We start from the raw sequence: 22290 nt of genomic DNA on the forward strand, positions 1-22290 counted from the left end.
TATCCCGTCCCGCTGGGCGCACCGCGCGACCCGCGACGCGCCGGGACCGGCGTGCGGTCGGGCAGGATGGGAGCCGAGCCGGACGGGCCGGGGTCTCCGGCGCCGGTGCGAGAGATGACGATGAGGAGCGGACGACGGATGGTGGACTCGAGGGGTGCCCTCGCGCACGACGGGCGGCGCGCCGAACGACTGGAACTGCGGGTGCCCACCACCCCGACCCAGCTGCCCGCCGTACGGGCGATGGCCGGTGACCTGGCGATGCGGATGGACTACGACCTCGACGCGGTCGAGGACCTCCGCCTGGCGGTGGACGAGGCCTGCGCGACGCTCGCCTCGATCGTCAGCGACGACCGGCGACTGACCGTCGTGTTCGAGACGACCCGCGCCGGGCTGCACATCGACGCCTGGGTGCCGACGGCGGCGGGCACCGACGTCCCGCGCGACGGCTTCGGGTGGGCGGTCCTGCACACGCTGGTCGACAACGTGCACGCCGGCCGCGCCACGCAGGAGACCGTGCCGGCGGGGGACGGCACCGCCAGCCCCGTCGCGGTGATCTCCATGGACAAGTACCTGCCGGGACAGCACCCGGACCAGTCGCTCGGGCAGACGGGCCAGAACGTCTCGGTCGTGCGGTGACCCGGGGCGCAGCAGCCGCACAGCCCCAGCGCGCCGAGGAGGACACCCTGGTCGACGACGACACCCCGACCCCGCGCAGCACGGACGGCGAGATCGCGTCCGACGAGCAGCCGGTCGTGGTGCCCGACCCGCGCAGCGAGGCCGTGCCGGTGCCCGACGCCGGGATCGAGCCCGAGGCCACCCCGGTCTCGGACAACCGGCGCCGCGCCGAGCGGACCGCGCCGCTGTTCGCCGAGCTCGCCACGCTGGAGAAGGACGACCCGCGCCGGGAGCGGCTGCGGGAGATCCTGGTCGAGGAGCACCTGCCGCTGGTGCGGCACTTCGCCCGCCGGTTCAGCAACCGTGGTGAGCCCTTCGACGACCTGCTGCAGGTCGGCACGCTCGGCCTGATCGCGGCGATCGACCGGTTCGACCCGACGCGCGGGGTGGAGTTCCTCTCCTTCGCCGTCCCGACGATCACCGGCGAGATCAAGCGGCACTTCCGCGACCAGGGGTGGTCGGTGCGCGTGCCGCGCCGGCTGCAGGAGCTGCACCTGTCGCTCAACGCCGCCGTCGGTGAGCTGGCGCAGAAGAACGGCCGCGCACCGACGCCCAGCGAGCTGGCCGAGCACCTGGGCATCCCCCGCGCCGAGGTGCTGGAGGGCCTGGCCGTCGCCAACGCCTACCGCAGCAGCTCGCTGGACGAGCGGCTCTCCGGCGAGGACGACTCCCCCACCCTGGCGGCGACGCTGGGCGAGGAGGACGCCGCGCTGGAGGGGGTGGAGTACCGGGAATCGCTGCAGCCGCTCCTGGCGACCATCCCGGCCCGGGAGCGGCGGATCCTCATCCTGCGGTTCTTCGGCAACATGACCCAGTCGCAGATCGCTGCCGACATCGGCATCTCCCAGATGCACGTCTCCCGGCTGCTGAGCCAGACGCTGGCCAAGCTCCGCGAGGGCCTGCTCAAGGACTGAGCGAGGACCCCGTCCTCCCCACCTCCCGCAGGCTCGGGACGGGGCCGGACACGAGGGCGCCGGTCCCGCACGGGACCGGCGCCCTCGTCGACTCAGGCGCGCGGCGCCTGGCCGTCGGCGGTCGAGGGGTCCTCGAGTGACGCGCCCGTGCCGGCCTCCTCGGCGGCCCGGGCCAGGGACGGGGTCGAGGGCATCTCCGGCGAGGGGACGGCGGGCGCGCTGTCGGCGATGCTCGAGAGCTCGATCCGCGCCTCAGGCTGGTCGGCGGCCCGCGGGAGGGCCGACTCGAACCAGCCACTGGTGTCCATCTCCGCGGTGGGTGTCGTGCCGCCGTCCGGCGACGGTCCGACGTCCAGCCACGACTTGCCCTCGCCGGCACCGCCGAGGTTGGCCAGCCCCTCGAGCGCCTTGCTGAACTCGCTGGGCACGATCCACATCTTGTTGGCGTCGCCCTGTGCGATCTGCGGCAACGTCTGCAGGTACTGGTAGGCCAGCAGCCCCTGGTCGGGCTTGCCGTCGTGGATGGCCTGGAACACCGTCTCGATCGACTTGGCCTGGCCCTGCGCCTGCAGGAACAGCGCCGCCCGCTCACCCTCGGCGCGCAGGATCCGGCTCTGCCGCTCCGCCTCGGCCTCCAGGATCGCCGCCTGCTTGCGGCCCTCGGCCGACAGGATCGCCGAGGCCTTCTCGCCCTCGGCGGTGGTGATCGCCGACTGCCGCGCACCCTCGGCCTGCAGGATGATCGCGCGCTTGTCGCGGTCGGCGCGCATCTGCTTCTCCATCGAGTCCTGGATCGACGGCGGCGGGTCGATGGCCTTGATCTCGACCCGCGCCACCCGCAGGCCCCACGGGCCCGTGGTCCCGTCGAGGACCTCGCGCAGCTGGCTGTTGATGCCGTCCCGCCCGGTCAGCGCGCCCTCGAGGTTGAGACCGCCGACGACGTTGCGCAGCGTCGTGGTGGTCAGCTGCTCCATGCCGGTGATGTAGTTCGCGATGCCGTACACGGCCAGCCGCGGGTCGGTCACCTGGAAGTAGACGACCGTGTCGATGCCGACCTGCAGGTTGTCGGCGGTGATCACCGGCTGCGGCGGGAAGGACACGACCTGCTCGCGCAGGTCGATGGTCGCGCGGACCCGGTCGATGAACGGCACGAGGATCGACAGCCCCGGGGAGAGCGTGCGGCTGTAGCGACCGAGGCGCTCCACGACCTTGGCCTGCGCCTGCGGCACGATCGTCACGCTCTTGGCGACCACGATGACCACCAGCACGGCGATGACGATCAAGGCGATGAGTGCGGGTTCCACGGAGGTCCCTTCGTCGGGGTGGTGCGGGTCAGGCCTTGAGGGGTGGGCGTCACTCCAGCTCGAGGGCGTCGCCGACGACGGCCGTGGCCCCGTCGACCTGGAGGATCCGGACGGTGGTGCCCACCGGGAAGGCCTCGCCGCCGTACTGGCTGCGGGCGGTCCACTCGTCGGCACCCAGCCGGATCCGGCCGCCGTGCCCGTCGACCGCCTGGGTCACCTTCGCCGTCCGGCCGATCAGCGTGGCGACGCCGTCCAGCTGCTCCGGCGTGCGCTGGGTGAGGTGCCGCTTGGCCAGCGGCCGGACCAGCGCCAGCAGGACCGCCGAGACGACGATGAAGCCGACCAGTTGCAGCCCCACCGCGCCGCCGAGCAGGGCGACGGTCATCCCGCCGAGCGCGCCGCCGGCGAACATGAGCAGCACGAGGTCCAGGCTCGCCATCTCACCCGCGGCGAACAGGCCCGATGCGATGAGCCACAGCAGCCAGGCGTCCACGTGATCACTCTCGCAGAAGCGGACGGCATCGTGATGGATCTCAACACCATCGTCACCTGGCCGGGGGCCCGTCATAACCTCGCTGGGTGCACGACTTCCCCGCCGGCCGGTTCGCGATCTGGGCGACCGCCTGGCTCTCCGGCCGCAGTTCCTACGACGAGGCGCTCGACGCGCTGGTCGGCGACACCGCCCACCGGGTCTCCGGTCTCCCCGGTACCGACGAGGCGGTCCCCCTCGGCTGGGCCCTCACCGCGCTCCGCGGCCTGGGCGAGCGCCGGGTCCGCCTCGTCCTCCCCGTGCCCGGCGACGTCCGCGGGCTGCCGCGCGTCCCGGGGCTGAACGAGCTGGCGCTGGAGTCCGGACAGGCCGCCGTCGGCGACCACCTCGCGCTGGTGCCCGAGCCGCTCGGGCCCGAGGCCGTCCAGTGGACAGCCTTCCCCCTGGACGGCGCCCCGCACGTGCCGTCGCCGGTCGAGGGGACGCTGCGCGCGGCGTCCGGCGCACTCGACCTGGCGGTCTCCGACGCGGCCCGGACGCTGGTCCGGCTGGACCTCGCCCGCTGGCACCCGGAGGTCCCGGCGCTGTTGGCGGGGCTGTCCCAGGCCGCGCACGTCCCCGGGATGCCGCCCGGCTCCGACCCCCTGGCGCTGTCGTTGCTGGCCCGCGCGCAGCGGCTGGCCCGGGTGCTGGACCTCGCGCTCACCGACGCCCCCGGAGGCGCGGTCACCCACGGCCAGGCGGCGGCCCGCGACGACGCGCTGCGCCCGCTGGGCGAGGCCGTGCGCGACGCGATCACCGCCGCCTACAACGCCATCCCGAGGTAGTCCGTCCCGCTCGGGCCGCCGCCGTGAGCCGCGTTGCGGTGGACCGGTCGCGGGGGCCGGAGGCCTCCCCACTCGGACACGGGTGGGGCTCAGCTCAGGCCGGGGACGGCTCCGGGCCGCGGTGGAGGCCGGTGGGCCGACGTCGGACATGGCAGCAGGCCGCCGGGCAGCTCGTGCCCAGGCGCGGCGGGCCACCGGCCCGGCGCTCGCCGAGCAGCTCGACCAGCGAGCGGACGAACGCCGGGTGCGTGCCGGCGGTCGCGGCGCGGGCGAAGGCCAGCCCGAGCTCCTGCGCGGTCTGCCGCGCCTCGTTGTCGAGGTCCCAGACGACCTCGAGGTGGTCGCTCACGAAGCCCACCGGGAAGAGGACGACGGCGGTCACCCCGCGCTCGGCCAGCGCCCGCAGGTGGTCGTTGACGTCGGGCTCGAGCCACGGCACCGACGGTGGGCCGCTGCGGCTCTGCCAGGCCAGGTCGAAGGGCCGGCCGGGGGCGGCGGCGTCCACGACCTTCTGCGCGGTCACGAGCAACTCGGCCTGGTAGGCGCCGCCGGCCGGGCCCGCGACGGCGGCCATGGAGTCCGGGATGCTGTGCGCGGTCGCCACCAGCCGCGCCGTGCCCCGGACGTCCTCGGGCAGGGTCGCCAGGGCCGCGGCCAGGGCATCGGCGTTGGCCCGCACGAAGCCGGCCGTGTCGAAGTAGTGCGGCAGCTTCTCCGCGGTCGGCCCGCCCGGCGTGGCGGCGTCACCGGAGAGCGCGGCCCGCGCCCGGGCGACGTCCTCGTGGTACTGGCGGCAACCGGAGAACGAGGCGTAGGCCGAGGTGGCCAGCACGTAGACGTGCTCGATGCCGTCGTCGGCCATCTGCTGCCAGACGTCCTCGACGTAGGGAGCCCAGTTGCGGTTGCCCCAGTAGACCGGCAGGTCCACCCCGGCCGAGGGCAACTCGGCCTCCAGCGCCGCCAGCAGCGCCTTGTTCTGCTCGTTGATCGGGCTGACGCCACCGAAGTGGTGGTAGTGCTCGGCGACCTCCTCCAGCCGCGCCCGGGGGATCCCGCGGCCGCGGGTGACGTTCTCGAGGAACGGCATCACGTCGTCGTGGCCCTCGGGCCCGCCGAAGGACAGGAGCAGCAGCGCGTCCCGGCGCCCGGCGGGCGCGGGGCCGGCCGACGGCAGGACCCCGCCGTTGTTGCGGACGGCCAGCGACGGCTCCTCGTCGGGACGCTGGCCGGCAGGGGTGATCTCGACGGTGGAGCGGGGCACGGGGTTCTCTCTCTGGCGGGGACGACGGGAGGGGGCGGCTCACACGCCCACGGCGTGGAAGCCCCCGTCGACGTGCACGATCTCGCCGGTGGTCGCGGGGAACCAGTCCGACAGCAGGGCGACGACGGCCTTGCCGGCGGGCTCGGTGTCGGTGACCGACCAGCCGAGCGGGGCCCGGGCCTCCCACGCCTCCTCGAACTGGGCGCTGCCGGGGATGGACTTCATCGCCATGCTGCGCAGCGGGCCGGCGGCGACCAGGTTGACCCGCACGCCCTCGGGGCCCAGCTCGCGGGCCAGGTAGCGGGAGGTCGACTCGAGCGCGGCCTTGGCCGCGCCCATCCAGCCGTAGACCGGCCAGGCGACGGTGGCGTCGAAGGTCAGCCCGACGACGGAGGCGGTGTCGCCGAACAGCGGGCGGCAGGCCTGGGTGAGCGAGGCCATGGACCAGGTCGACACCTGGAAGGCCGTGGCCGCGTGCTCCCACGCGACCTCCGGGAAGCCCTCCCCCATGGCCTCCTGCGGGGCGAAGCCGATCGAGTGGACGACGCCGTCGAGGGTGTCGCCCACGTGCTCGCGCAGTCGGTCGGCCAGCGTCGACAGGTGCTCGGTGTTCGTGACGTCCAGCTCGATCACCGGCGCCTCCTGCGGCAGCCGCTTGGCGATCCGCTGGCACAGCGACAGGGCGCGGCCGAAGTTGGACAGGACGACGGTGGCGCCCTGCTCCTGGGCGAGCCGGGCGGTCGCGTACGCGATCGACGCCTCGGTCAGCACGCCGGTGACGAGGATCTTCTTCCCCTCGAGGATGCCGCTCATCAGTGCCCCATTCCCAGTCCGCCGTCGACCGGGACGACCGCCCCGGTGATGTAGCCGGCCGCGTCGCTCGCCAGGAAGCGCACCACGCCCGCGATCTCCTCCGCCGAGGCGTACCGCCCCAGCGGCACCTGCCCGAGGATCTCCTGCTGCCGCTTCTCCGGCAGCGCCGCCGTCATGTCCGTCTCCACGAAGCCCGGGGCCACCACGTTGGCGGTGATGCCGCGACTGCCCAGCTCCCGGGCGATCGAGCGGGCCAGGCCGACGAGCCCGGCCTTCGACGCCGCGTAGTTGGTCTGCCCGGCCGAGCCGAGCAGACCGACGACCGAGGAGATGAAGACCATCCGGCCCTGCCGCGCCCGCACCATCTTGGCCGCGGCCCGCTTGGACACCCGGTAGGCGGCGGTGAGGTTGGCGTCGAGGACGTCGGCGAAGTCCTCCTCCTTCATCCGCATGAGCAGCCCGTCACGGGTGATCCCGGCGTTGCTCACCAGCACCTCCACGGGGCCCTGGTGCTCCTCGACCTCGCTGAACGCCCGGTCGACGTCCTCGGCGCTGGTGACGTCGCACCGGACGCCGAACAGGCCGTCGGGCGCCCCGCTGCCGCGGTGGGTGACCGCCACGGAGTCACCCTGCTCGGCGAAGGAGCGGGCGATGGCCAGCCCGATCCCCCGGTTGCCCCCGGTCACGAGCACCGACCTGCCCACGTGCCACTCCCCTGCGCCGACCACTCCGTCGGGTGCCGAACCTAGTCGGTGGGCGCAGGTCACACCCGCGGAGCGGGCGACGCGGCCCGACCGGGCCGACGGCGCCGGTTCAGGGGCGGGCGTCGACCATGAACCCGGCGAAGAACTCGCCGAGCTCGGCGGTGCCGTCCAGGGGCAGGACCGTCGCGACGTACTGGTCGGGGCGGACGACGACCAGGCACCCCTGCGCGCGGTCGATGCCGCGCAGGTCGAACACGTCGGCCCCGGACTTGAGGTCGGGACAGAAGACCTTCTCGTGGTCGACGAGCCCGAAGCGGCCCTTGCGCGGCAGCAGCAGCGAGGGCAGCCCGGTGACCGACAGCTCCCGGTGGCCCTGCTGGACCACCGCGCGCAGGTCGAACACCGCGTCGACGTCGGCGCCGTCGGGCGTGTAGCGGCGGACCGGGGAGTCCGCCGACTCCGCGAGGAACTCGCACAGTGCACGCAGCCGCGAGTCCGCACCGCGCGGGTCGGCCGCGTCGGCGAACGCGTAGAGCCGCCAGCGGCCGTCGGCCTGTGCCACGTGCCCGAGGTGCACCCGCTTGGCGTCGGCGAGGCGGACCACGGGCGCGGAGTGGAAGCGCTCGCCGATGACGAAGCCCTTGGCGAGGTCCTGCGAGGTGGCCGCGCCGGTGATCAGGGAGGGCTCGTAGTGCGTCGCCACGCCGGCGGTGAACCGGCCCTGCTCGGAGTAGAGGCGCTGCAGGTCCGGGGCGCCCCCCTCGTCGCCCGCGGCCCCCGTCGGCCGGGCGCTGTGCTTCGCCGCCCACTCGCGGTCGAAGTCGATCAGCCGCTGCGCCACCGCCTGGCGCTCGGCGGAGTAGGTGCGCAGCAGTTCCGGCGTGGCGCGCCCCTCCAGGACGGCGGCGAGCTTCCAGCCCAGGTTGAACCCGTCCTGCATCCCGACGTTCATGCCCTGCCCGGCCTTCGGGCTGTGCGTGTGGCAGGCGTCGCCGGCGATGAACACCCGCGGCAGGCGGGAGCCGGCCTGGTCGGCGGGGACGTCGTCGAACGCGTCGGTGAGCCGCTGGCCGATCTCGTACACCGACCACCAGACGACGTCCCGCACGTCGAGCGTGTACGGGTGGAGGATCTCCCGGGCCGCCTCGATCAGCCGGTCGACGGTGATCCCCCGCGCCGCCACGCGCTCGCCGGGCGCGAGGTCCTCGAGCTCGATGTAGAACCGGACGAGGTAGCCGCCCTCCCGCGGGATGAGCACGATGTTGCCGGCCTCGGACTGGATCACCGCCTTGAACCGGATGTCCGGGAAGTCGGTCACGGCGAGGACGTCCATGACGCCCCAGGCCTGGTTGGCCGAGTCACCGCGCAGCTCCCGGCCGATCGCCCGGCGCACCGCGCTGCGCGCACCGTCGCAGCCGACGACGTAGCGGGCGCGGACGGTCACCTCCTCGCCCTCCCGTCCGGGGTCGGTCCGGACGAGGGTGACCTCGACGGGGTGGTCGCCCGAGTCACCGACGACGACGTCGCGGACCTCGAGCCCGTAGTCCGGCGTCACGTGACCGGGCGAGCGCCGCATGAGGTCGAGCAGGTGCTGCTGGATGCGCGCCTGGTTGACGATGACGTGCGGCATCTCCGACAGGCCGTCCTCGACGTCCTGGATCCGGCCGCTGCGCTCGATGCGTGTGCGGTCCCGGTCCTCCGGTCGCCAGAAGACGGTCTCGTTGACCCAGTACGCCTCCCGGAGCAGCCGATCGGTGATGCCGAAGGCCTCGAACATCTCCACCGACCGGCAGGCGACGCCGTCGGCCTGGCCGAGCTCGAGCGGGCCGGGCCGGCGCTCCACGACCCGGGTGGTGATGCCCCGGAAGGCCGCCAGCTGGGCGGCCAGCACCAGGCCGGCCGGTCCGGAGCCGACGACGAGGACGTCCACCTCGGCCGGGAGCTCCCCGGGCGGCCGCCCGGCGAGCTCCTCCTCGCCGGGCGGCAGCTCCGGGTCACCGGGGTGGTAGCCGTTCAGGTAGAACTGCACGCTGGCCTCCTCGAGCTCCGGCCCGGCGCCGTCGCGCGAGCCGACCGTTCCCTCCCCGCGACCTCCCGGGCGCCCGTCGGGGTCACCAGAGCAGCGCGTCGAGGTCCGGTTCCGCCTTGAGGGTGCCGTACTCGACCGCGGCCGCGCCCAGCGCGGTCAGCGCCTCCCGGTTCACGTCCGTGCGGTAGACCGGCAGCGCCAGGTCGGCGATCAGCTCCGGGGGCAGCTGCGTGTAGGTGCCGATGACCCGGCGGACCTCGTCGGGGTTCTGCTGGCAGAACTCCAGCGCCCGGTTCATCGCCGTCTGGAACGCCTCCACCAGCTCCGGCTGGCTCTGGATGGTCTCCTGGGTGGTGAACCAGCCGGCGATGTCGAGGTCGGGCACGAAGTCGGTGAAGTTGTAGGTGACCACGCGCAGGTCGTTCGTCGCCGCCATCCCCTCGGTCCACGGGTTGACCGTCGCGGCGTCGACGTCGCCGTTGACGACGGCCGCCAGTGCGTCCGGGAACGCCACCTCGAGGAACTGGATGGTCGACGAGTCGCCGCCGTCGGCGTCGACGACGCCGCGGATGGTGGTGTCGTTGATGTTGGCCAGGTTGTTCACCGACACCCGCTTGCCGGCCAGGTCCGCCGGCGTCTGGATCGGCGAGTCGCTCGGCACGACGACGGCCTGGAAGCCACCGGTCTCCGTCGCGGCCGCGGCGTTGGTGACGTACTGGAGCGGCAGCCCCTGGTCCTTGGCCACCATGCCGGACATGTAGTTGCCGAAGGCGAAGGCGTAGTCCCCGGACACGACGCCGGGGACCGCGGCGGCACCGCCGGTGGTGGACTGCACGGTGACGTCGAGCCCCTCCTCGGCGAAGAAGCCCTGGTCGATGCCGACGTGGACGGCCGCCGCGTCCGGGACCGGGAGCGCCCCCACGGTGATGGCCGTGGTGCCGCCCTCCCCGGTTGCGCCGGCGGACTGCGGCTCGTCGGAGCCGCAGGCACTCAGCGTGGCCAGGGAGAGGGCGAGCACGGAGATCAGCGCTGATCGTCTCATCGCGGGGGGTCCCTTCGAGGTGCGGTCGGGGGCGGGGAGGGGGGTCAGTCGAACGGGTTGGTCGAGGCCGTCGGCACCTCGATGAGCACCGGCCCGTCACCGGCCAGCGCCCCGCGGAGCGCCTTGTCGAGGCCCGCCCGGTCGTCGACCCGCGTGGCCGTGACGCCGTAGCCCTCCGCGATCGCGCAGTGGTCGATGCCGCCGATGTCGAGGCCGGGCACGTCGGGCAGGCCCATGTAGCCGGCGAAGGCCTTGAGCGCGGCGTACGTGCCGTTCTTGAGGACGACGAAGACGACCGGCACGCGGTAGGCGGCGGCCGTCCACAGCGCGGTGATGCCGTAGTGGGCCGAACCGTCACCGATGAGCGCGACGACGCGGCGCTCGGGGCGGGCCAGGGCGGCGCCCACGGCCGCGGGCATGCCGAAGCCCAGGCCGCCGGCCGCCGGGAAGAAGAAGCTGCGCGGGTGCCGGATGTCGACGTGGTCCCAGAAGACCCCCGTGGTCGACGTCGACTCCTTGACGTAGACGACGTCCTCCGGTGTGGCGGCGTCCACCACGCTGAACACCTCGGCCGGCGTCAGCGCGCCGGGCCGCTCCTCCGGCAGCTCGGGGACCGGGCGGGCCGCTGGCATCGGGCGGTCGGCCTCGGGCAGCCGCTCCAGGACCGCCTCGAGGACGGCGCGCAGGTCGCCGACCAGGGCCGTGCCCATCGGTGCGCGGGTGGCCTCCGCGGGGTCGGAGGTGACGTGCACCAGGCGGGCGCCCTCGGGCAGGTACTGGCCCGGGTCGTACTGGTGGTAACGGAAGACCGGCGCCCCGAGGACGACGACGAGGTCGTGGCCGGCCAGCAGCGTGGAGATGCCCCGGACCGCGGCCGGGAGGACCCCGCGGAAGGAGGCGTGCCGGGTGGGGAACGGGCACCGGGACACCGACGGCGCGATCCAGGCGGGCATCCGCAGCCGCTCGGCGAGCGCGACGGCCGCCCCGTTGGCCTCCGCGGCGTCCACCGCTCCCCCGACCACGAGCACCGGGTTCTGCGCCGCGGACAGGACGGCGACCAGCTCCTCGACCTGGGCCGGGGACGGCCACGCGGCCTGGGTGACGGCGTGCGCGGCCAGGTGCTCGCTGTCCGGCCCGGCCTCGTGCGCCCAGTCGTCGTAGGGGACGGAGACGAAGACCGGCCCCTGCGGCTCGAGCCGCGCGGTGTGCACCGCCTGGCTGATGGTCCGCGGGACGTCGGTGGCGCTGGCCGGCTCGGCACTCCACTTCACCAGCGGGCGGGGCAGCTGCGCCGGCTCGGCGATCGCCAGCAGCGGCTCGACCCCCAGCGTGGCCCGGACCTGCTGCCCGGCGGTGACGACCAGCGGCGTGTGCGCGGCGACCGCGTTGGTGAGCGCGCCCATGGCGTTGCCCGTCCCGGCGGCGGCGTGCAGGTTGACGAAGGCCGGGCGCCCGGAGGCCATGGCGTACCCGTCGGCCATCCCCAGGACCGCCCCCTCGTGCAGGCCGAGGACGTAGCGGAAGTCCTCGGGCATGCCCGCCAGGAAGGGCAGCTCGTTCGACCCGGGGTTGCCGAAGATCGTGGTCAGGCCCTCCCGGCGCAGGAGGTCGTACGTGGTCGTGCGGACGGTCGACACCGGCAGCTCCTCGGGATCGGGTCCGCCGGAGCGTAGGGAGGAGCCGGCCCGGGGGTCCAATGAATGTCGTGGCATCGGCGGCATAGACGCGGTCTATGGTGCTGCCCGTGGCGGAGCTGGACCTCAACCTCGTGCGGACCCTGGTGTCGGTCTACGAGACCGGGAACCTCACCCGCACGGCTCAGGCCCTGCAGGTGACCCAGCCGACGGTCAGCCACGCGCTCTCCCGGCTCCGGCACCACTTCGGCGACCCGCTGTTCGTCCGCGGCCGTTCCGGCATGGAGCCGACCGCCGTGGCCGCGGAGCTGCACGCCGGCTTCCGCACCGCCCTCCGCGGCATCGACCTCACGGTGGAGAGCACCCGGCGGTTCGACCCCGCCACCGCCACGCGGCGGTTCCGCATCTGCCTCACCGACGTCGGCGAGATGAGCCTGCTGCCGCGCATCCTGGAGCAGCTGGCGCGGGAGGCGCCGTCCGCCGAGCTCGAGGTGGTCCCGATGGACTTCGAGCGCGTCGCCGAGTGGCTGACCGCCGGGCGGGTCGACGCGGCGATCGCGAGCACGCCGGTCCCCGGCGACCTGCGCAGCACCGTGGTCCTGGAGGACAGCTACGGCTGCCTGGTCCGGGAGGACTTCCCGCTCGTCGACGGCCGCATGACGCTGGAGGACTTCCAGGCCGGCCGGCACGCCGTGGTCGCCGCCAGCACCGGCCACCGGCTGGCCGAGCGGATCCTGGCCGACCTGCACCTGGACCGGAGGACGACGGTCACGGTGCCGCACTTCTCGGCGCTCCCGCACCTGGTCGACCGGTGCAACCTCATCGCGATCTTCCCCGTGTACGCCGGGCACACCGTCCTCGGCGGCCGGCCGCTCGTGGTCGTCGAGCCGCCGTTCCCCATCCCGACGTTCGAGGTGCGGCTGTACTGGCAGGCGCGCCACCGGGAGACGGCGGCCCAGCTGTGGTTCCGCCGGGTCATCCTCACGGCGCTGCGGTCAGGGTCCGGCACGCCCGCCCCCGCCTGACCGGGGACCCCCCGTCAGCCCCGCCGGGCGCGGGCGGCGCCGGCCAGCTCGGCGAGCAGTTCCTCCGTCGTCTCGAGGTCGACGCAGGCGTCGGTGACGCTCTTGCCGTACTCCAGGGCCTCGGGACGGCGGCGGTCGAGGTCCTGCCGGCCGGCCACGAGGTTGCTCTCCACCATCACGCCCCGGATCCCCCGCTCGCCGGCCGCGACCTGCCCGGCCAGGTCGCGCACGACCTCGATCTGGCGCAGGTGGTCCTTCTGGCTGTTGCCGTGGGAGGCGTCGACGACGACCACCTCCGGCAGGCCCCGCGCCGCCAGCCTCCGCTTCGTGTCCGCGATGTGCGCGGCCGAGTAGTTCGGACCGTCCGCGGCGCCGCGCAGGATGACGTGGCCGGTGTCGTTGCCCGTCGTCGACAGCTGGGCGGAGACCCCGTGGGAGTCGACACCGAGGAACTCGTGCGGAGCCCGCGCGGCGACGACGGCCGAGATGGCGGCCTCGACGCTGCCCTCCGGCGAGTTCTTGAAGCCGACGACGGACGAGAAGCCGGACACGCGCTCCCGGGCGGTCTGGTCGGTGACGTTGCGGGCGCCGACGCCGTTGTAGGTGACCAGCCCGTTGACGTACTGCGGCGTCAGCGCGTTGAGCGGTTCCGCGGCCACCGGCACGCCCAGCGCGGTGATCTGGCACATGAGCACCCGCGTGGCGACCAGCCCCACGCTGATGCGGCTGGACCCGTCGAGGAACGGGTCGTAGGCGAACCCCTTCCAGTCGACCTCGGTCCTCGGCTTCTCCGTGTAGGTCCGCATCAGGATCTCGAGGTCGTCGCCGTGCCGTTCCCGCATGCGGGCGAGGAAGCCGGCGTACTCCACGGCGGCGGCCGGGTCGTGGATCGAGCAGGGGCCGGCGATGACGGCCAGCCGGTCGTCGGCACCGGTGAGGACGTCGGTCATGGCACGGCGCCCGGCGCGCGTCGTGGCCGCCGACGCAGCCGACAGCGGGACGACGGTGGCGACCGCCGCGGGCGTCACGACGACGCTCAGGCCGGTGATCCGGGCGTTGACCAGGTCGGAGAGGTCGACGTCGTCGGCCGGTCCGACCCCGAGCCGCTGCACGACCCCGGGCAGCAGCTCCGCCAGCGCGGCGTCGATCTGCCCGTTGACCCGCGTCTGGACCTCCAGCAACTGGTCGGCGATCCGCGTCGCCACGTCCAGGATCCGGTCGGCCGGGAGGAGAGCCTGCATGCCCCCACTCTCCACGACCGCGACGGGCTGCGGCCGGGGGCCGCCCCGACGGCGCCCGGGGGTGAGCACAAGGACCCTGTCGGGACGACGCGCCCGGGACCACGCTGTCGCGCGAGCGCTCACCGGTCCGCCAGCACGACGAACGCCCCTCCGCGGAGCACCCGCCGTCTCCTGGCCTGCTCCGCCTGCCCCTGCTGCGTCTCCTCGGCGGGGTGCCCGCGGCCGAGTCCGCGCCACCACCAGCACCCCGCGCAGGCGTGGTCCCGGCGCGTCCCCTCGCCGCGGCCGCTCGACCCGAGTCCCGTCCCCACGACCCGATGAGGTCACCATGACCAGCCGCACGCGCCGCCCCACCGGCCGCACCATCCCGACCGCCGCCGCCACCGCCGTCCTGGCCGGCGGCCTGGTCCTCGTCCCCGCCGGCGCCGCCGTCGCCGCGCCGGAGGACTGCGCCTACATGGGCTACGGCTCCGGCCCGGACCAGCTGGGGCTGCAGTGGGACGCCGACGAGCAGTGGGTGGCGGACAACATCAACGCCTACCGCACGCAGAACGGCCTGGCCGCCCTGGCGCCCTCCGAGCCCCTCCGCCGCCCGACCATGTGGGGCGCGCTCGACTCCGCCACCCGCACCGACGGCCAGCCCACCAGCCACACCGACACCCGCGGCATGGGCCCCGCGGAGCGCGCGGAGTTCTGCGGCGGCTACACCGGGCCGATCGGGGAGATCAAGTACTTCGGTGAGGGCGGCACGGCCGAGGACCCCTACTACTACGGGTCCGGCCCCGCGGCGCTGGAGGGGTGGAAGAACTCCCCGCCGCACAACGCGTTGCTGCTCAGCCCCGACTACACCACCTTCGGGGTCGGGTGGGCCTACCAGGGCGTCAACGCCGAGCAGGGCTACTGGACGGTCATGTTCGGCACCTCCTGACCGGGCGGTGTCCTACGGTCGGGGGTGTGCGCACCGGCACCCCCGCCATGCGGGTCCTCGTCCGCACCGGTCGCGGCTCCCCTGACCGGTGCCGAGGCCGTGCGGCGACGGCCGGTGGAATAGCGGTGGACCGGTCGGGTAGTGGCCGATGAAAGAGGGCGCGGCGGACCAGTACGTCTGCCCTTGGAGGACTGGACGTCGCAGATGAGCAACAACGCCACACACCGCTTCACCAACACGGCGGTCCTGACCGTGCAGACCGCTGACGCCTCCCGGGTGATCAGCTCGGACGCGTTCGACGACGCCCTCGCCGACACCTACCGGCGGGTGGGGCTGCGTCCGGGCCTGCTCGAGCGCCTCGCCGGCATCCGGGAGCGGCGCTGGTGGGCCGAGGGGGTCAGCTTCGTCGAGGGCGCCGCCACCGCCGGGGCCAAGGCGATCAGCGAGAGCGGCGTCGACCCGGCCGGGATCGGCGTGATGATCAACACCTCGGTCAGCCGGAAGTACCTGGAGCCCTCGACCGCGGTCGCGGTGCACCACGCGCTGGGCCTGCCGCGGTCGTGCCAGAACTTCGACGTGACCAACGCCTGCCTGGGCTTCGTCAACGGCATGGAACTGGCCGCCGCGATGATCGACTCCGGGCTGGTGGAGCACGCGCTGATCGTCAACGGCGAGGACTCCCGCCCCGTGCAGGAGCGCACGATCGACCGGCTCAACCGCCCGGACACCGTGTCCAAGGACGTGCTGGCGCAGTTCGCGACCCTGACCCTGGGCTCCGGTGCCGTCGCCATGGTGCTCGGCCGCGCCGACCGGCACCCGGAGGGGCACCGCCTCGTCGGGTCGGTGAGCCGGGCGGGCAGCGAGCACCACGAGCTGTGCGTCGGCGACAACGACATGATGCGGACCGACCTCAAGGGCCTCCTCGACGCCGGCCTGGACCTCTCCCTGCAGATGTGGGCCGACGCCGCGGACGAGTTCGACTGGGCGCAGGGCATGAGCCGCTACGTCATGCACCAGGTGTCCAAGGTGCACACCCAGGCCATGTGCGACCGGTTCTCCGTCGACCCCGCCCGGGTGCCGACGACGTTCCCGACCCGCGGCAACCTCGGCCCGGCGTCGGTCCCCTTCACGCTCGCCGGCGAGCAGGACTCGCTGGTCGACGGTGACCGGGTGCTGCTCATGGGGATCGGCTCGGGCCTCAACGCCGCGTGCCTCGAGATCGCCTGGTGAGGGCGGAGGACGCGGCGACCCTCCCGCCCGCACTCCCCGGTCTGGACCCCGCCTGGTCCCGCCTGGTCGACGTCCCGGACAGCTCCGGCGTCAAGCACACCTGGCACGTCCTCGACAACGGCGTCCCCGACCCGGTCGGCACCCTGCTGTGCGTCCACGGCAACCCGACCTGGTCCTACCTGTGGCGCCGGCTGCTGGCCGCGGCCCCGCCGGGCTGGCGGGTCGTCGCCCCCGACCAGCTCGGCATGGGCTGGTCCGAGCGGCTGCCCGGGCCGAGGTCGTTGCAGCAGCGGCTGGCCGACCTCGGCGACCTCACCGCGGCGCTCGGCGTCAGCGGCCCGGTGGTCACCGTCGGGCACGACTGGGGTGGCGTCATCTCCCTGGGGTGGGCGCTGGAGCACCGGCAGGACCTGCGCGGCGTCGTCCTGGCCAACACCGCCGTCGCCATGCCCGAGGGCGACCTCGGCCCGGCGCTCATCCGGCTCGCCCACCTCCCGGGTGTGCGCGCGGCGGTGACCGTGGGCACACCGGTGTTCGTCCGGGCGACGACGGCGCTGTCCCGGCCGGCGCTGCCCGCCGACGTCCGGCGCGCCTTCGCCGCCCCCTACGCGACGGCGGCGCGCCGGCGGTCGGTCGGGGACTTCGTCGCCGACATCCCGTTCTCGCCGGACCACCCGTCCCGGCCGGTGCAGGAGGCGGTCGCCGAGGGCATCCGGTCGCTGGACGTCCCGGCGCTGCTGCTGTGGGGCCCCCGCGACCCGGTCTTCGGCGAGCGGTACCTGGCCGACCTGCGCAGCCGTCTCCCCCGGGCCCGGCTGCACCGCTACGAGGGCGCCTCCCACCTGCTCCCCGAGGACGCCCCGCAGTACGCCGACGCGGTGGTGCAGTGGGTCGCCGACCTGGGGAGCGGCCCCGCCGGACAGCCGGCCCGCCCCGTGGCGGACGGCGGGCGCCGCCTGTGGTCCGCCCTGGAGGAACGGGCCGGCGACGACGCCCCCGCGGTCGTCGAGGTCGGCGGCGCTCCGGTGACCTGGTCGCAGCTGGCCCGGCGGGTGGCGAGCCTGGCCGCGGGGCTGGCCGCGGCCGGCGTCCGCCCCGGCTGCCGCGTCGCGCTCCTCGTGGAGCCGTCGGCCGACCTCACCGCCGCGGTGTACGCGGTGTGGCGCGCGGGTGCCGTCGTCGTCGTCGCGGACAAGGGCCTCGGGTTCGCCGGGATGCGCCGCGCCCTGCGCAGCGCGGCCGTCGACGCCGTGATCGGCAGCCGCACGGGCCTGACCGCGGCCCGCCTGATGGGCCTGCCCGGCACCCGCGTCGCCGCCGGCCGGGTCGGCCGGGCCGGGCTGCGGACCCTGGGCGCCGCCCACGCACTCGACGACCTGGAGGTCCTCGGCCGGTCGGCGCCGGCGCCCGCCGAGGCCCCGCTGGACGCCGACTGCGCCGTCCTGTTCACCTCGGGGGCGACCGGACCGGCCAAGGGCGTCGTCTACACGCACCGCCAGGCCGCGGCCCAGCTCGAGCTCGTGCGGTCCACCTACGGCCTCACCGCCGACGACCGGATCGTGGCCGCGTTCGCGCCGTTCGCGATCCTCGGGCCGGCGCTCGGCATCGGGTCGGCGGTCCCGGACGTCGACGTGACCGCGCCCGGCTCGCTGACCGCCGCCGCGCTGGCCGACGCCGCGGCGGCCGTCGACGCGACGGTGGTCTTCGCCTCGCCCGCGGCGCTGCGGCGGGTCGTGGCCAGCGCAGCGGAGCTGTCGGCGGCACAGCGCGCGGCCCTGGCCGGGATCCGGCTGCTCATGTCCGCCGGCGCGCCGGTCCCGGCGGCCCTGCTGCGGTCGCTGCGGGCGGTCCTCCCCACCGCCGACGCGCACACCCCGTACGGGATGACCGAGGTCCTGCCGGTCACCGACGTCTCCCTCGCCGGCATCGAGGCCGCCGGCACCGGCGAGGGCGTCTGCGTGGGCCGCCCCCTCCCCGGCGTCCGGGTGCGGGTCAGCCCCCTGTCCCCCGACGGGTCGGCCGACGGCGAGCTCACCGCCCGCCCGGGCGTCCCGGGCGAGGTCTGCGTGCAGGCCGCGCACGTCAAGGACCGCTACGACGCGCTGTGGGCGCTGGAGCGGAGGACGTCGCGGGACCCCGGCTGGCACCGCACCGGCGACGTCGGGCACCTGGACGCGGACGGCCGGCTGTGGATCGAGGGGCGTCTCCAGCACGTGGTCCCCACGGCCTCCGGGGTGGTGACCCCGGTCGGGATCGAGCAGCGGGTCGAGGGGCTGCCCGGGGTGTCGGCCGCCGCGGCGGTCGGCGTCGGACCGGTCGGCGCGCAGGTCGTCGTGGTGGTCGTCGTGCCGTCGGGCAGCCCGGACCGGCGCGGCCGGGGAGCACGCCTGCGGCTCGCCGACGCCGACACCGCCGACGCCGTCCGCGCGGTCGCGGGCGTCGACGTCGCCGCGGTGCTGACCGCCGCGCGGCTGCCGGTGGACATCCGCCACCAGTCGAAGGTCGACCGGAGCGAGGTCGCCCGCCGGGCCGCACGGGTGCTCGCCGGCGCCCGGTCCCCCCGCCCGTGAGGGTCCTGGTCACCGGGGCGAGCGGGATGCTCGGCCGGGCCACGGCCACCGGGCTGCTCGAGCGCGGCGACGAGGTGACGGTCCTGCAGCGCCGTCCCTCCGGCCTGCCGTGCCGCGAGGTGCTGGGGGACGTCGCGGACCCGGCCGTGGTCGGCCGGGCCGCGCAGGGCCAGGACGCCGTGCTGCACCTGGCCGCGAAGGTCGACGTCACCGGGCCGTGGGCGCAGTACGCGCACGCCAACATCGAGGGCACCCGGGCCGTCCTCGCCGCCTGCCGGGCCGCGGGGGTGGGCCGGCTGGTGCACGTCTCCTCCCCGTCGGTGGCCCACGCCGGGACGGCGCTGACCGGGGTGGGCGCCGAGCCGGCCGACCCCGCGCGGGCCCGCGGCCGCTACGCACGCTCCAAGGCCGTGGCCGAGCTCGACGCGCTCGCCGCGGACTCCCCGTCGCTGGCCGTGCTGGCGCTCCGCCCGCACCTGGTGTGGGGGCCCGGTGATCCCCAGCTGGTGGCGCGCATCGTCGAGCGGGCGCAGGCCGGGCGGCTGCCGGTGATCGGCTCGGGCGTGGCCCTCATCGACACGACCTACGTCGACAACGCCGCGGCCGCGCTGGTCGCCGCCGTGGACGCGTGCGGACCGGTGCACGGCGAGGCCCTGGTCGTCTCCAACGGCGAGCCACGCCCGGTGGCCGAGGTCCTCGGCCGACTGTGCCGGGCCGCCGGCGTCCCCGGGCCACGACGCCGGGTGCCGTTCGCCGCGGCCTGGGCCGCCGGTGCCGCGGCGGAGGGGGTCTGGGCGGTGACGCGCCGCCGGTCGGTCCCCCCGCTCACCCGCTTCCTGGCCGAGCAGCTGGCCACCGCCCACTGGTTCGACCAGCGGCGGACCCGGGCGGCGCTGGGGTGGCGGCCGCGGGTCGGCCTCGAGGAGGGGTTCTCCCGGCTGGCCGAGTGGTACCGCCGGGCCTGACGGTCACGCAGGGAGGACGGCGGCCACCGCGCCGCGGGCGCCGAGCCGGTCCAGCAGCTCCACCGCCCGGCCGTAGGCGCGCCGGAAGCGCTCGTCGTCGGCCAGGTCGCCGAACACCTCCCCGCAGCTGAGGACGGCGAGCGGGTCCTCGGACCGGCGGCGCAGCAGCGGCGTCAGCTGCTCCAGGCGGGCGTCCACCACGACGATCGGGTCGCCGTCCTCGTCGACCCCCGCCGCGTACCGCGCCCACGCCGCGACGGCGAGCACGGCGAGGTCGCACGGGCGGCCCTGGGCGAGCAGGTCGCGGACGACGGGCAGGACGAAGGTGGCGATCCGCTCGGACCCCTCGGCGCAGTTGCGGGCCAGCGTGTCGCTGACGGCCGGGTTGGCGAAGCGCTCCAGCAGGGTGCGCCGGTAGGCGGCCAGGTCCGTGTCCGGCACCGGGGGCAGGGTGGGTGTCGCCTCGAGGCGCGTGTAGCGCTCGACCAGCGCGGCGAACAGCGGGTCGGCGAGCACCTCGTCGACGCGGCGGTGCCCGGCCAGGTAGCCCAGGTAGGACATGACCTGGTGGCTGGCGTTGAGCAGCCGCAGCTTCATCAGCTCGTACGGGCGGACGTCCTCGACGAGCTGGACCCCCACCTCCTCCAGGGGCGGGCGCGCGTCACTGAACCGGTCCTCCAGCACCCACTGCAGGTACGGCTCGGCCACGACCGGCCACGCGTCGACGACGCCGGTCTCGGCCGTCAGCCGCCGACGGTCCTCGTCGGTGGTGGCCGGGGTGATCCGGTCGACCATGGAGTTGGGGAAGGCGACGGAGGCGGCGATCCACTCCGCGAGGTCGCCGCCGGTGCGCGCCTGCTGCAGGCGGGCGAACTCGACCAGGGTCTGGCGGGCCAGGTCGCCGTTGCTCTCGACGTTGTCGCACGAGATGACGGTGAAGGGCGGGGTCCCGGCAACGCGTCGCCGGCGCAGCGCCTCGGTCAGCAGCCCGAAGGCGGTGCGCGGCACCGGCGCGGCGAGGTCGGCGGTCAGCGCGTCGTCCGGCCGGAAGCGGCCGGTGGCCTTGTCGGTGCTGTAGCCACCCTCGGTGATGGTCATGGTCACCACGTGCGTCGTCGGCGCGGCCATGACCGCCAGGACGGCCTCGGGGTCGTCGTCGAGCAGCAGCAGGTCCAGCAGGGAGCCGACCACGGAGGGCTCGATCGACCCGTCCGGGGCCTTGAGCACCAGGGTGTAGAGCCCGTCCTGGGCCCGGAGCGCCGCGTGCAGCGGCCGGTCGACGGCGAGGACACCGACACCGGTGATGCCCCAGCCGGCGTGCCCCCGGCCGAGCAGGCGGTCGAGGTACACCGCCTGGTGCGAGCGGTGGAAGCCACCGACCCCGAGGTGGACGACGCCGGTGACGGCCGCGGAGCGGTCGTAGGCCGGGCGCCGCACCGCCTTGGGCAACGTGGCCAGGGTCGACTGACGCAGCGGGGTGGTCACGGCGGGGGCTCCTCTGCGAGCGGCGGGGACGGGGGTGGAGCGGGACGGTGGTCGTCGGCGTCCGGCGAGGTGGCCCCGACCTGGGAGGTGGCGGTGCCCGAGCCCGGTGCGGAGCCGGGGAACAGGACCGACGCGTCCGCCGGGGACCAGCACGACCGCCGTTCCACGAGCCGGACCGGGGTGACCGTGTGCCGGCGGAACCGTCGCTCGGGTGCCGCGAGCCGCGCGACCACGCGTTCGGCGGCCAGCCGCCCCAGCGCGACGGGGTCCTGGTCGACGACGGTCAGCGCCGGCGTGAGCATGTGGGCCATCGGGAAGTCGCCGAAGCCGACGACGGCCCAGGTGCTGCCGGCCAGCGCCGGGACCAGCGTCATCGTCGTGCGGGCGTCGGCGCTCACCAGCGCCGTCGGCGGTCGCGCGGCCCGGCGGAGCCGGCCGACCACGCGCGCGGCGCTCGCGGCGTCCGACGCGCCGAAGGCGACCAGCTCGTCGCTCGGCTCGATCCCCGCGTCCACCAGCGCCGCGCGGTGACCGGCCAGCCGCTCGGCGGTGGTGGACATCCGCGGGCTGTCGCCGACGAAGGCGATCTCCCGGTGGCCGTGGGCGACCAGGTGCGCGGTGGCCATCCGGCCGCCCGCCCGGTCGTCCCCGGTGAAGGCGTCCGCGGCCAGGCCGTGCGGTGGGCGGTCGACGAAGACGACGGGGAGGCGGGCGGCCCAGGTCCCCAGCCCGCTGTGGTCCTGCGACGTCGGGGCGACGACGAGCCCGCTCAGCGAGCGGCGCAGCAGCGAGTCCAGGGTGCCGGCCTCGCGCCGGGGGTCGTACCCGAGACTGCTCACCACGACGGCCAGGTCGGCGCCGGTGGCGACCTCCTCCACGGCCTGGGTGAGCGCGGCGAAGAACGGGTCGGCGAGGTCGGGCACGGCCACGCCCAGGGCCGGCGGCCGGCCGGTGCGGAAGCTGCGGGCCAGCGAGTTGGGGACGTAGCCGAGCTCGCGGAGTGCCTCGGTCACCCGCGCCCGGGTCTCCGGGAGGACGTGCGGGTCGTCGTTGAAGACCCGCGACACCGTCTTGGCGCTGACCCGGGCGCGGGCGGCGACGTCCCGCATCGTCGTCATGACGGTGTCGGTCCCGTGCCGGGCAGGCGACCCCG

19 protein-coding genes are annotated in these 22290 nt (G+C 75.1%); 8 read left to right on the forward strand and 11 right to left on the reverse strand.

What is annotated here, in order from left to right:
• Positions 1-138: 138 nt before the first annotated feature.
• Entirely contained in the window at positions 139-636 is a 498-nt protein-coding gene (locus ACI79I_RS22295; RefSeq protein WP_456994510.1) for an ATP-binding protein, read from the forward strand.
• The gene (locus tag ACI79I_RS22300; protein ID WP_456994511.1) at positions 633-1589 is read left to right on the forward strand and encodes an RNA polymerase sigma factor SigF; all 957 of its coding nucleotides are present in this window, start codon (positions 633-635) and stop codon (positions 1587-1589) included. The genes ACI79I_RS22295 and ACI79I_RS22300 overlap by 4 nt, the downstream gene beginning before the upstream one ends.
• 92 nt (positions 1590-1681) lie before the next feature.
• Here the strand turns inward: ACI79I_RS22300 and ACI79I_RS22305 are convergent, their stop codons facing one another.
• A complete protein-coding gene (locus ACI79I_RS22305; RefSeq protein ID WP_456994512.1) occupies positions 1682-2893 on the reverse strand; it encodes an SPFH domain-containing protein in 1212 nt (403 codons plus the stop codon).
• Positions 2894-2942: 49 nt separating this feature from the next.
• Positions 2943-3386, reverse strand: a complete 444-nt coding sequence (locus tag ACI79I_RS22310; RefSeq protein WP_456994513.1) for an NfeD family protein — start codon at positions 3384-3386, stop codon at positions 2943-2945.
• An 86-nt stretch (positions 3387-3472) separates the two neighbouring features.
• Here ACI79I_RS22310 and ACI79I_RS22315 point away from each other — a divergent pair, with 86 nt between their 5' ends.
• Positions 3473-4210 (forward strand): hypothetical protein, encoded by a 738-nt coding sequence (locus ACI79I_RS22315; RefSeq protein ID WP_456994514.1) that lies wholly within the window; start codon positions 3473-3475, stop codon positions 4208-4210.
• Between the two features lie 94 nt (positions 4211-4304).
• Here the strand turns inward: ACI79I_RS22315 and ACI79I_RS22320 are convergent, their stop codons facing one another.
• From ACI79I_RS22320 to mdlC, 6 genes are all read right to left on the reverse strand, one after another.
• Positions 4305-5471, reverse strand: a complete 1167-nt coding sequence (locus tag ACI79I_RS22320; RefSeq protein ID WP_456994515.1) for a ferrochelatase — start codon at positions 5469-5471, stop codon at positions 4305-4307.
• Positions 5472-5510: 39 nt separating this feature from the next.
• A complete protein-coding gene (gene fabI / locus ACI79I_RS22325) occupies positions 5511-6284 on the reverse strand; it encodes an enoyl-ACP reductase FabI (RefSeq protein ID WP_456994516.1) in 774 nt (257 codons plus the stop codon).
• Positions 6284-6988 carry a 3-oxoacyl-[acyl-carrier-protein] reductase gene (gene fabG, locus ACI79I_RS22330; RefSeq protein ID WP_456994517.1) on the reverse strand — a complete coding sequence of 235 codons (705 nt, stop codon included), beginning with the start codon at positions 6986-6988 and terminating at the stop codon, positions 6284-6286. The genes fabI and fabG overlap by 1 nt, the downstream gene beginning before the upstream one ends.
• A 109-nt stretch (positions 6989-7097) precedes the next feature.
• Complete coding sequence (locus tag ACI79I_RS22335; protein ID WP_456994518.1) at positions 7098-9017, reverse strand: FAD-binding monooxygenase; 1920 nt, start codon at positions 9015-9017, stop codon at positions 7098-7100.
• Between the two features lie 82 nt (positions 9018-9099).
• Complete coding sequence (locus ACI79I_RS22340; protein ID WP_456994519.1) at positions 9100-10059, reverse strand: ABC transporter substrate-binding protein; 960 nt, start codon at positions 10057-10059, stop codon at positions 9100-9102.
• Between the two features lie 44 nt (positions 10060-10103).
• The gene (gene mdlC, locus ACI79I_RS22345) at positions 10104-11696 is read right to left on the reverse strand and encodes a benzoylformate decarboxylase (RefSeq protein ID WP_456994520.1); all 1593 of its coding nucleotides are present in this window, start codon (positions 11694-11696) and stop codon (positions 10104-10106) included.
• A gap of 107 nt (positions 11697-11803) precedes the next feature.
• Between mdlC and ACI79I_RS22350 the strand changes: the two genes are divergently transcribed.
• A complete protein-coding gene (locus ACI79I_RS22350; RefSeq protein ID WP_456994521.1) occupies positions 11804-12718 on the forward strand; it encodes a LysR substrate-binding domain-containing protein in 915 nt (304 codons plus the stop codon).
• Between the two features lie 14 nt (positions 12719-12732).
• Here ACI79I_RS22350 and ACI79I_RS22355 read toward each other — a convergent pair whose 3' ends face one another.
• Positions 12733-13959: a 3-deoxy-7-phosphoheptulonate synthase gene (locus ACI79I_RS22355; protein WP_456994522.1), complete on the reverse strand. Its 1227-nt coding sequence runs from the start codon at positions 13957-13959 to the stop codon at positions 12733-12735.
• A 328-nt stretch (positions 13960-14287) separates the two neighbouring features.
• On the opposite strand from ACI79I_RS22355, the gene ACI79I_RS22360 reads away from it, so the two are divergent.
• From ACI79I_RS22360 to ACI79I_RS22375, 4 genes are all read left to right on the forward strand, one after another.
• The gene (locus ACI79I_RS22360) at positions 14288-14887 is read left to right on the forward strand and encodes a CAP domain-containing protein (protein WP_456994523.1); all 600 of its coding nucleotides are present in this window, start codon (positions 14288-14290) and stop codon (positions 14885-14887) included.
• A gap of 204 nt (positions 14888-15091) precedes the next feature.
• Positions 15092-16117, forward strand: a complete 1026-nt coding sequence (locus tag ACI79I_RS22365) for a 3-oxoacyl-ACP synthase III (RefSeq protein ID WP_456994524.1) — start codon at positions 15092-15094, stop codon at positions 16115-16117.
• Positions 16114-18687 (forward strand): alpha/beta fold hydrolase, encoded by a 2574-nt coding sequence (locus tag ACI79I_RS22370; RefSeq protein WP_456994525.1) that lies wholly within the window; start codon positions 16114-16116, stop codon positions 18685-18687. The genes ACI79I_RS22365 and ACI79I_RS22370 overlap by 4 nt, the downstream gene beginning before the upstream one ends.
• Positions 18684-19652, forward strand: coding sequence for an NAD-dependent epimerase/dehydratase family protein (locus tag ACI79I_RS22375; protein WP_456994526.1), 969 nt, complete (start codon positions 18684-18686; stop codon positions 19650-19652). Before ACI79I_RS22370 ends, ACI79I_RS22375 begins: the two co-directional genes overlap by 4 nt.
• A gap of 3 nt (positions 19653-19655) precedes the next feature.
• On the opposite strand, the gene ACI79I_RS22380 is transcribed toward ACI79I_RS22375, so the two are convergent.
• Complete coding sequence (locus ACI79I_RS22380) at positions 19656-21137, reverse strand: mannitol dehydrogenase family protein (RefSeq protein WP_456994527.1); 1482 nt, start codon at positions 21135-21137, stop codon at positions 19656-19658.
• Complete coding sequence (locus ACI79I_RS22385; protein ID WP_456994528.1) at positions 21134-22255, reverse strand: LacI family DNA-binding transcriptional regulator; 1122 nt, start codon at positions 22253-22255, stop codon at positions 21134-21136. The genes ACI79I_RS22380 and ACI79I_RS22385 overlap by 4 nt, the downstream gene beginning before the upstream one ends.
• Between the last annotated feature and the right edge of the window lie 35 nt (positions 22256-22290).

The organism is Geodermatophilus sp. SYSU D01105, assembly GCF_054050095.1.

Excerpts from the sequence above, each read along its gene's own strand:
- ACI79I_RS22295 (WP_456994510.1), top strand. The coding sequence starts at position 139 with ATGGTGGACTCGAGGGGTGCCCTCGCGCACGACGGGCGGCGCGCCGAA.
- ACI79I_RS22360 (WP_456994523.1), top strand. The coding sequence starts at position 14,288 with ATGACCAGCCGCACGCGCCGCCCCACCGGCCGCACCATCCCGACCGCC.
- ACI79I_RS22385 (WP_456994528.1), bottom strand. The coding sequence starts at position 22,255 with ATGACGACGATGCGGGACGTCGCCGCCCGCGCCCGGGTCAGCGCCAAG.
- fabI (WP_456994516.1), bottom strand. The coding sequence starts at position 6,284 with ATGAGCGGCATCCTCGAGGGGAAGAAGATCCTCGTCACCGGCGTGCTG.
- ACI79I_RS22355 (WP_456994522.1), bottom strand. The coding sequence starts at position 13,959 with ATGCAGGCTCTCCTCCCGGCCGACCGGATCCTGGACGTGGCGACGCGG.
- ACI79I_RS22340 (WP_456994519.1), bottom strand. The coding sequence starts at position 10,059 with ATGAGACGATCAGCGCTGATCTCCGTGCTCGCCCTCTCCCTGGCCACG.
- ACI79I_RS22365 (WP_456994524.1), top strand. The coding sequence starts at position 15,092 with ATGAGCAACAACGCCACACACCGCTTCACCAACACGGCGGTCCTGACC.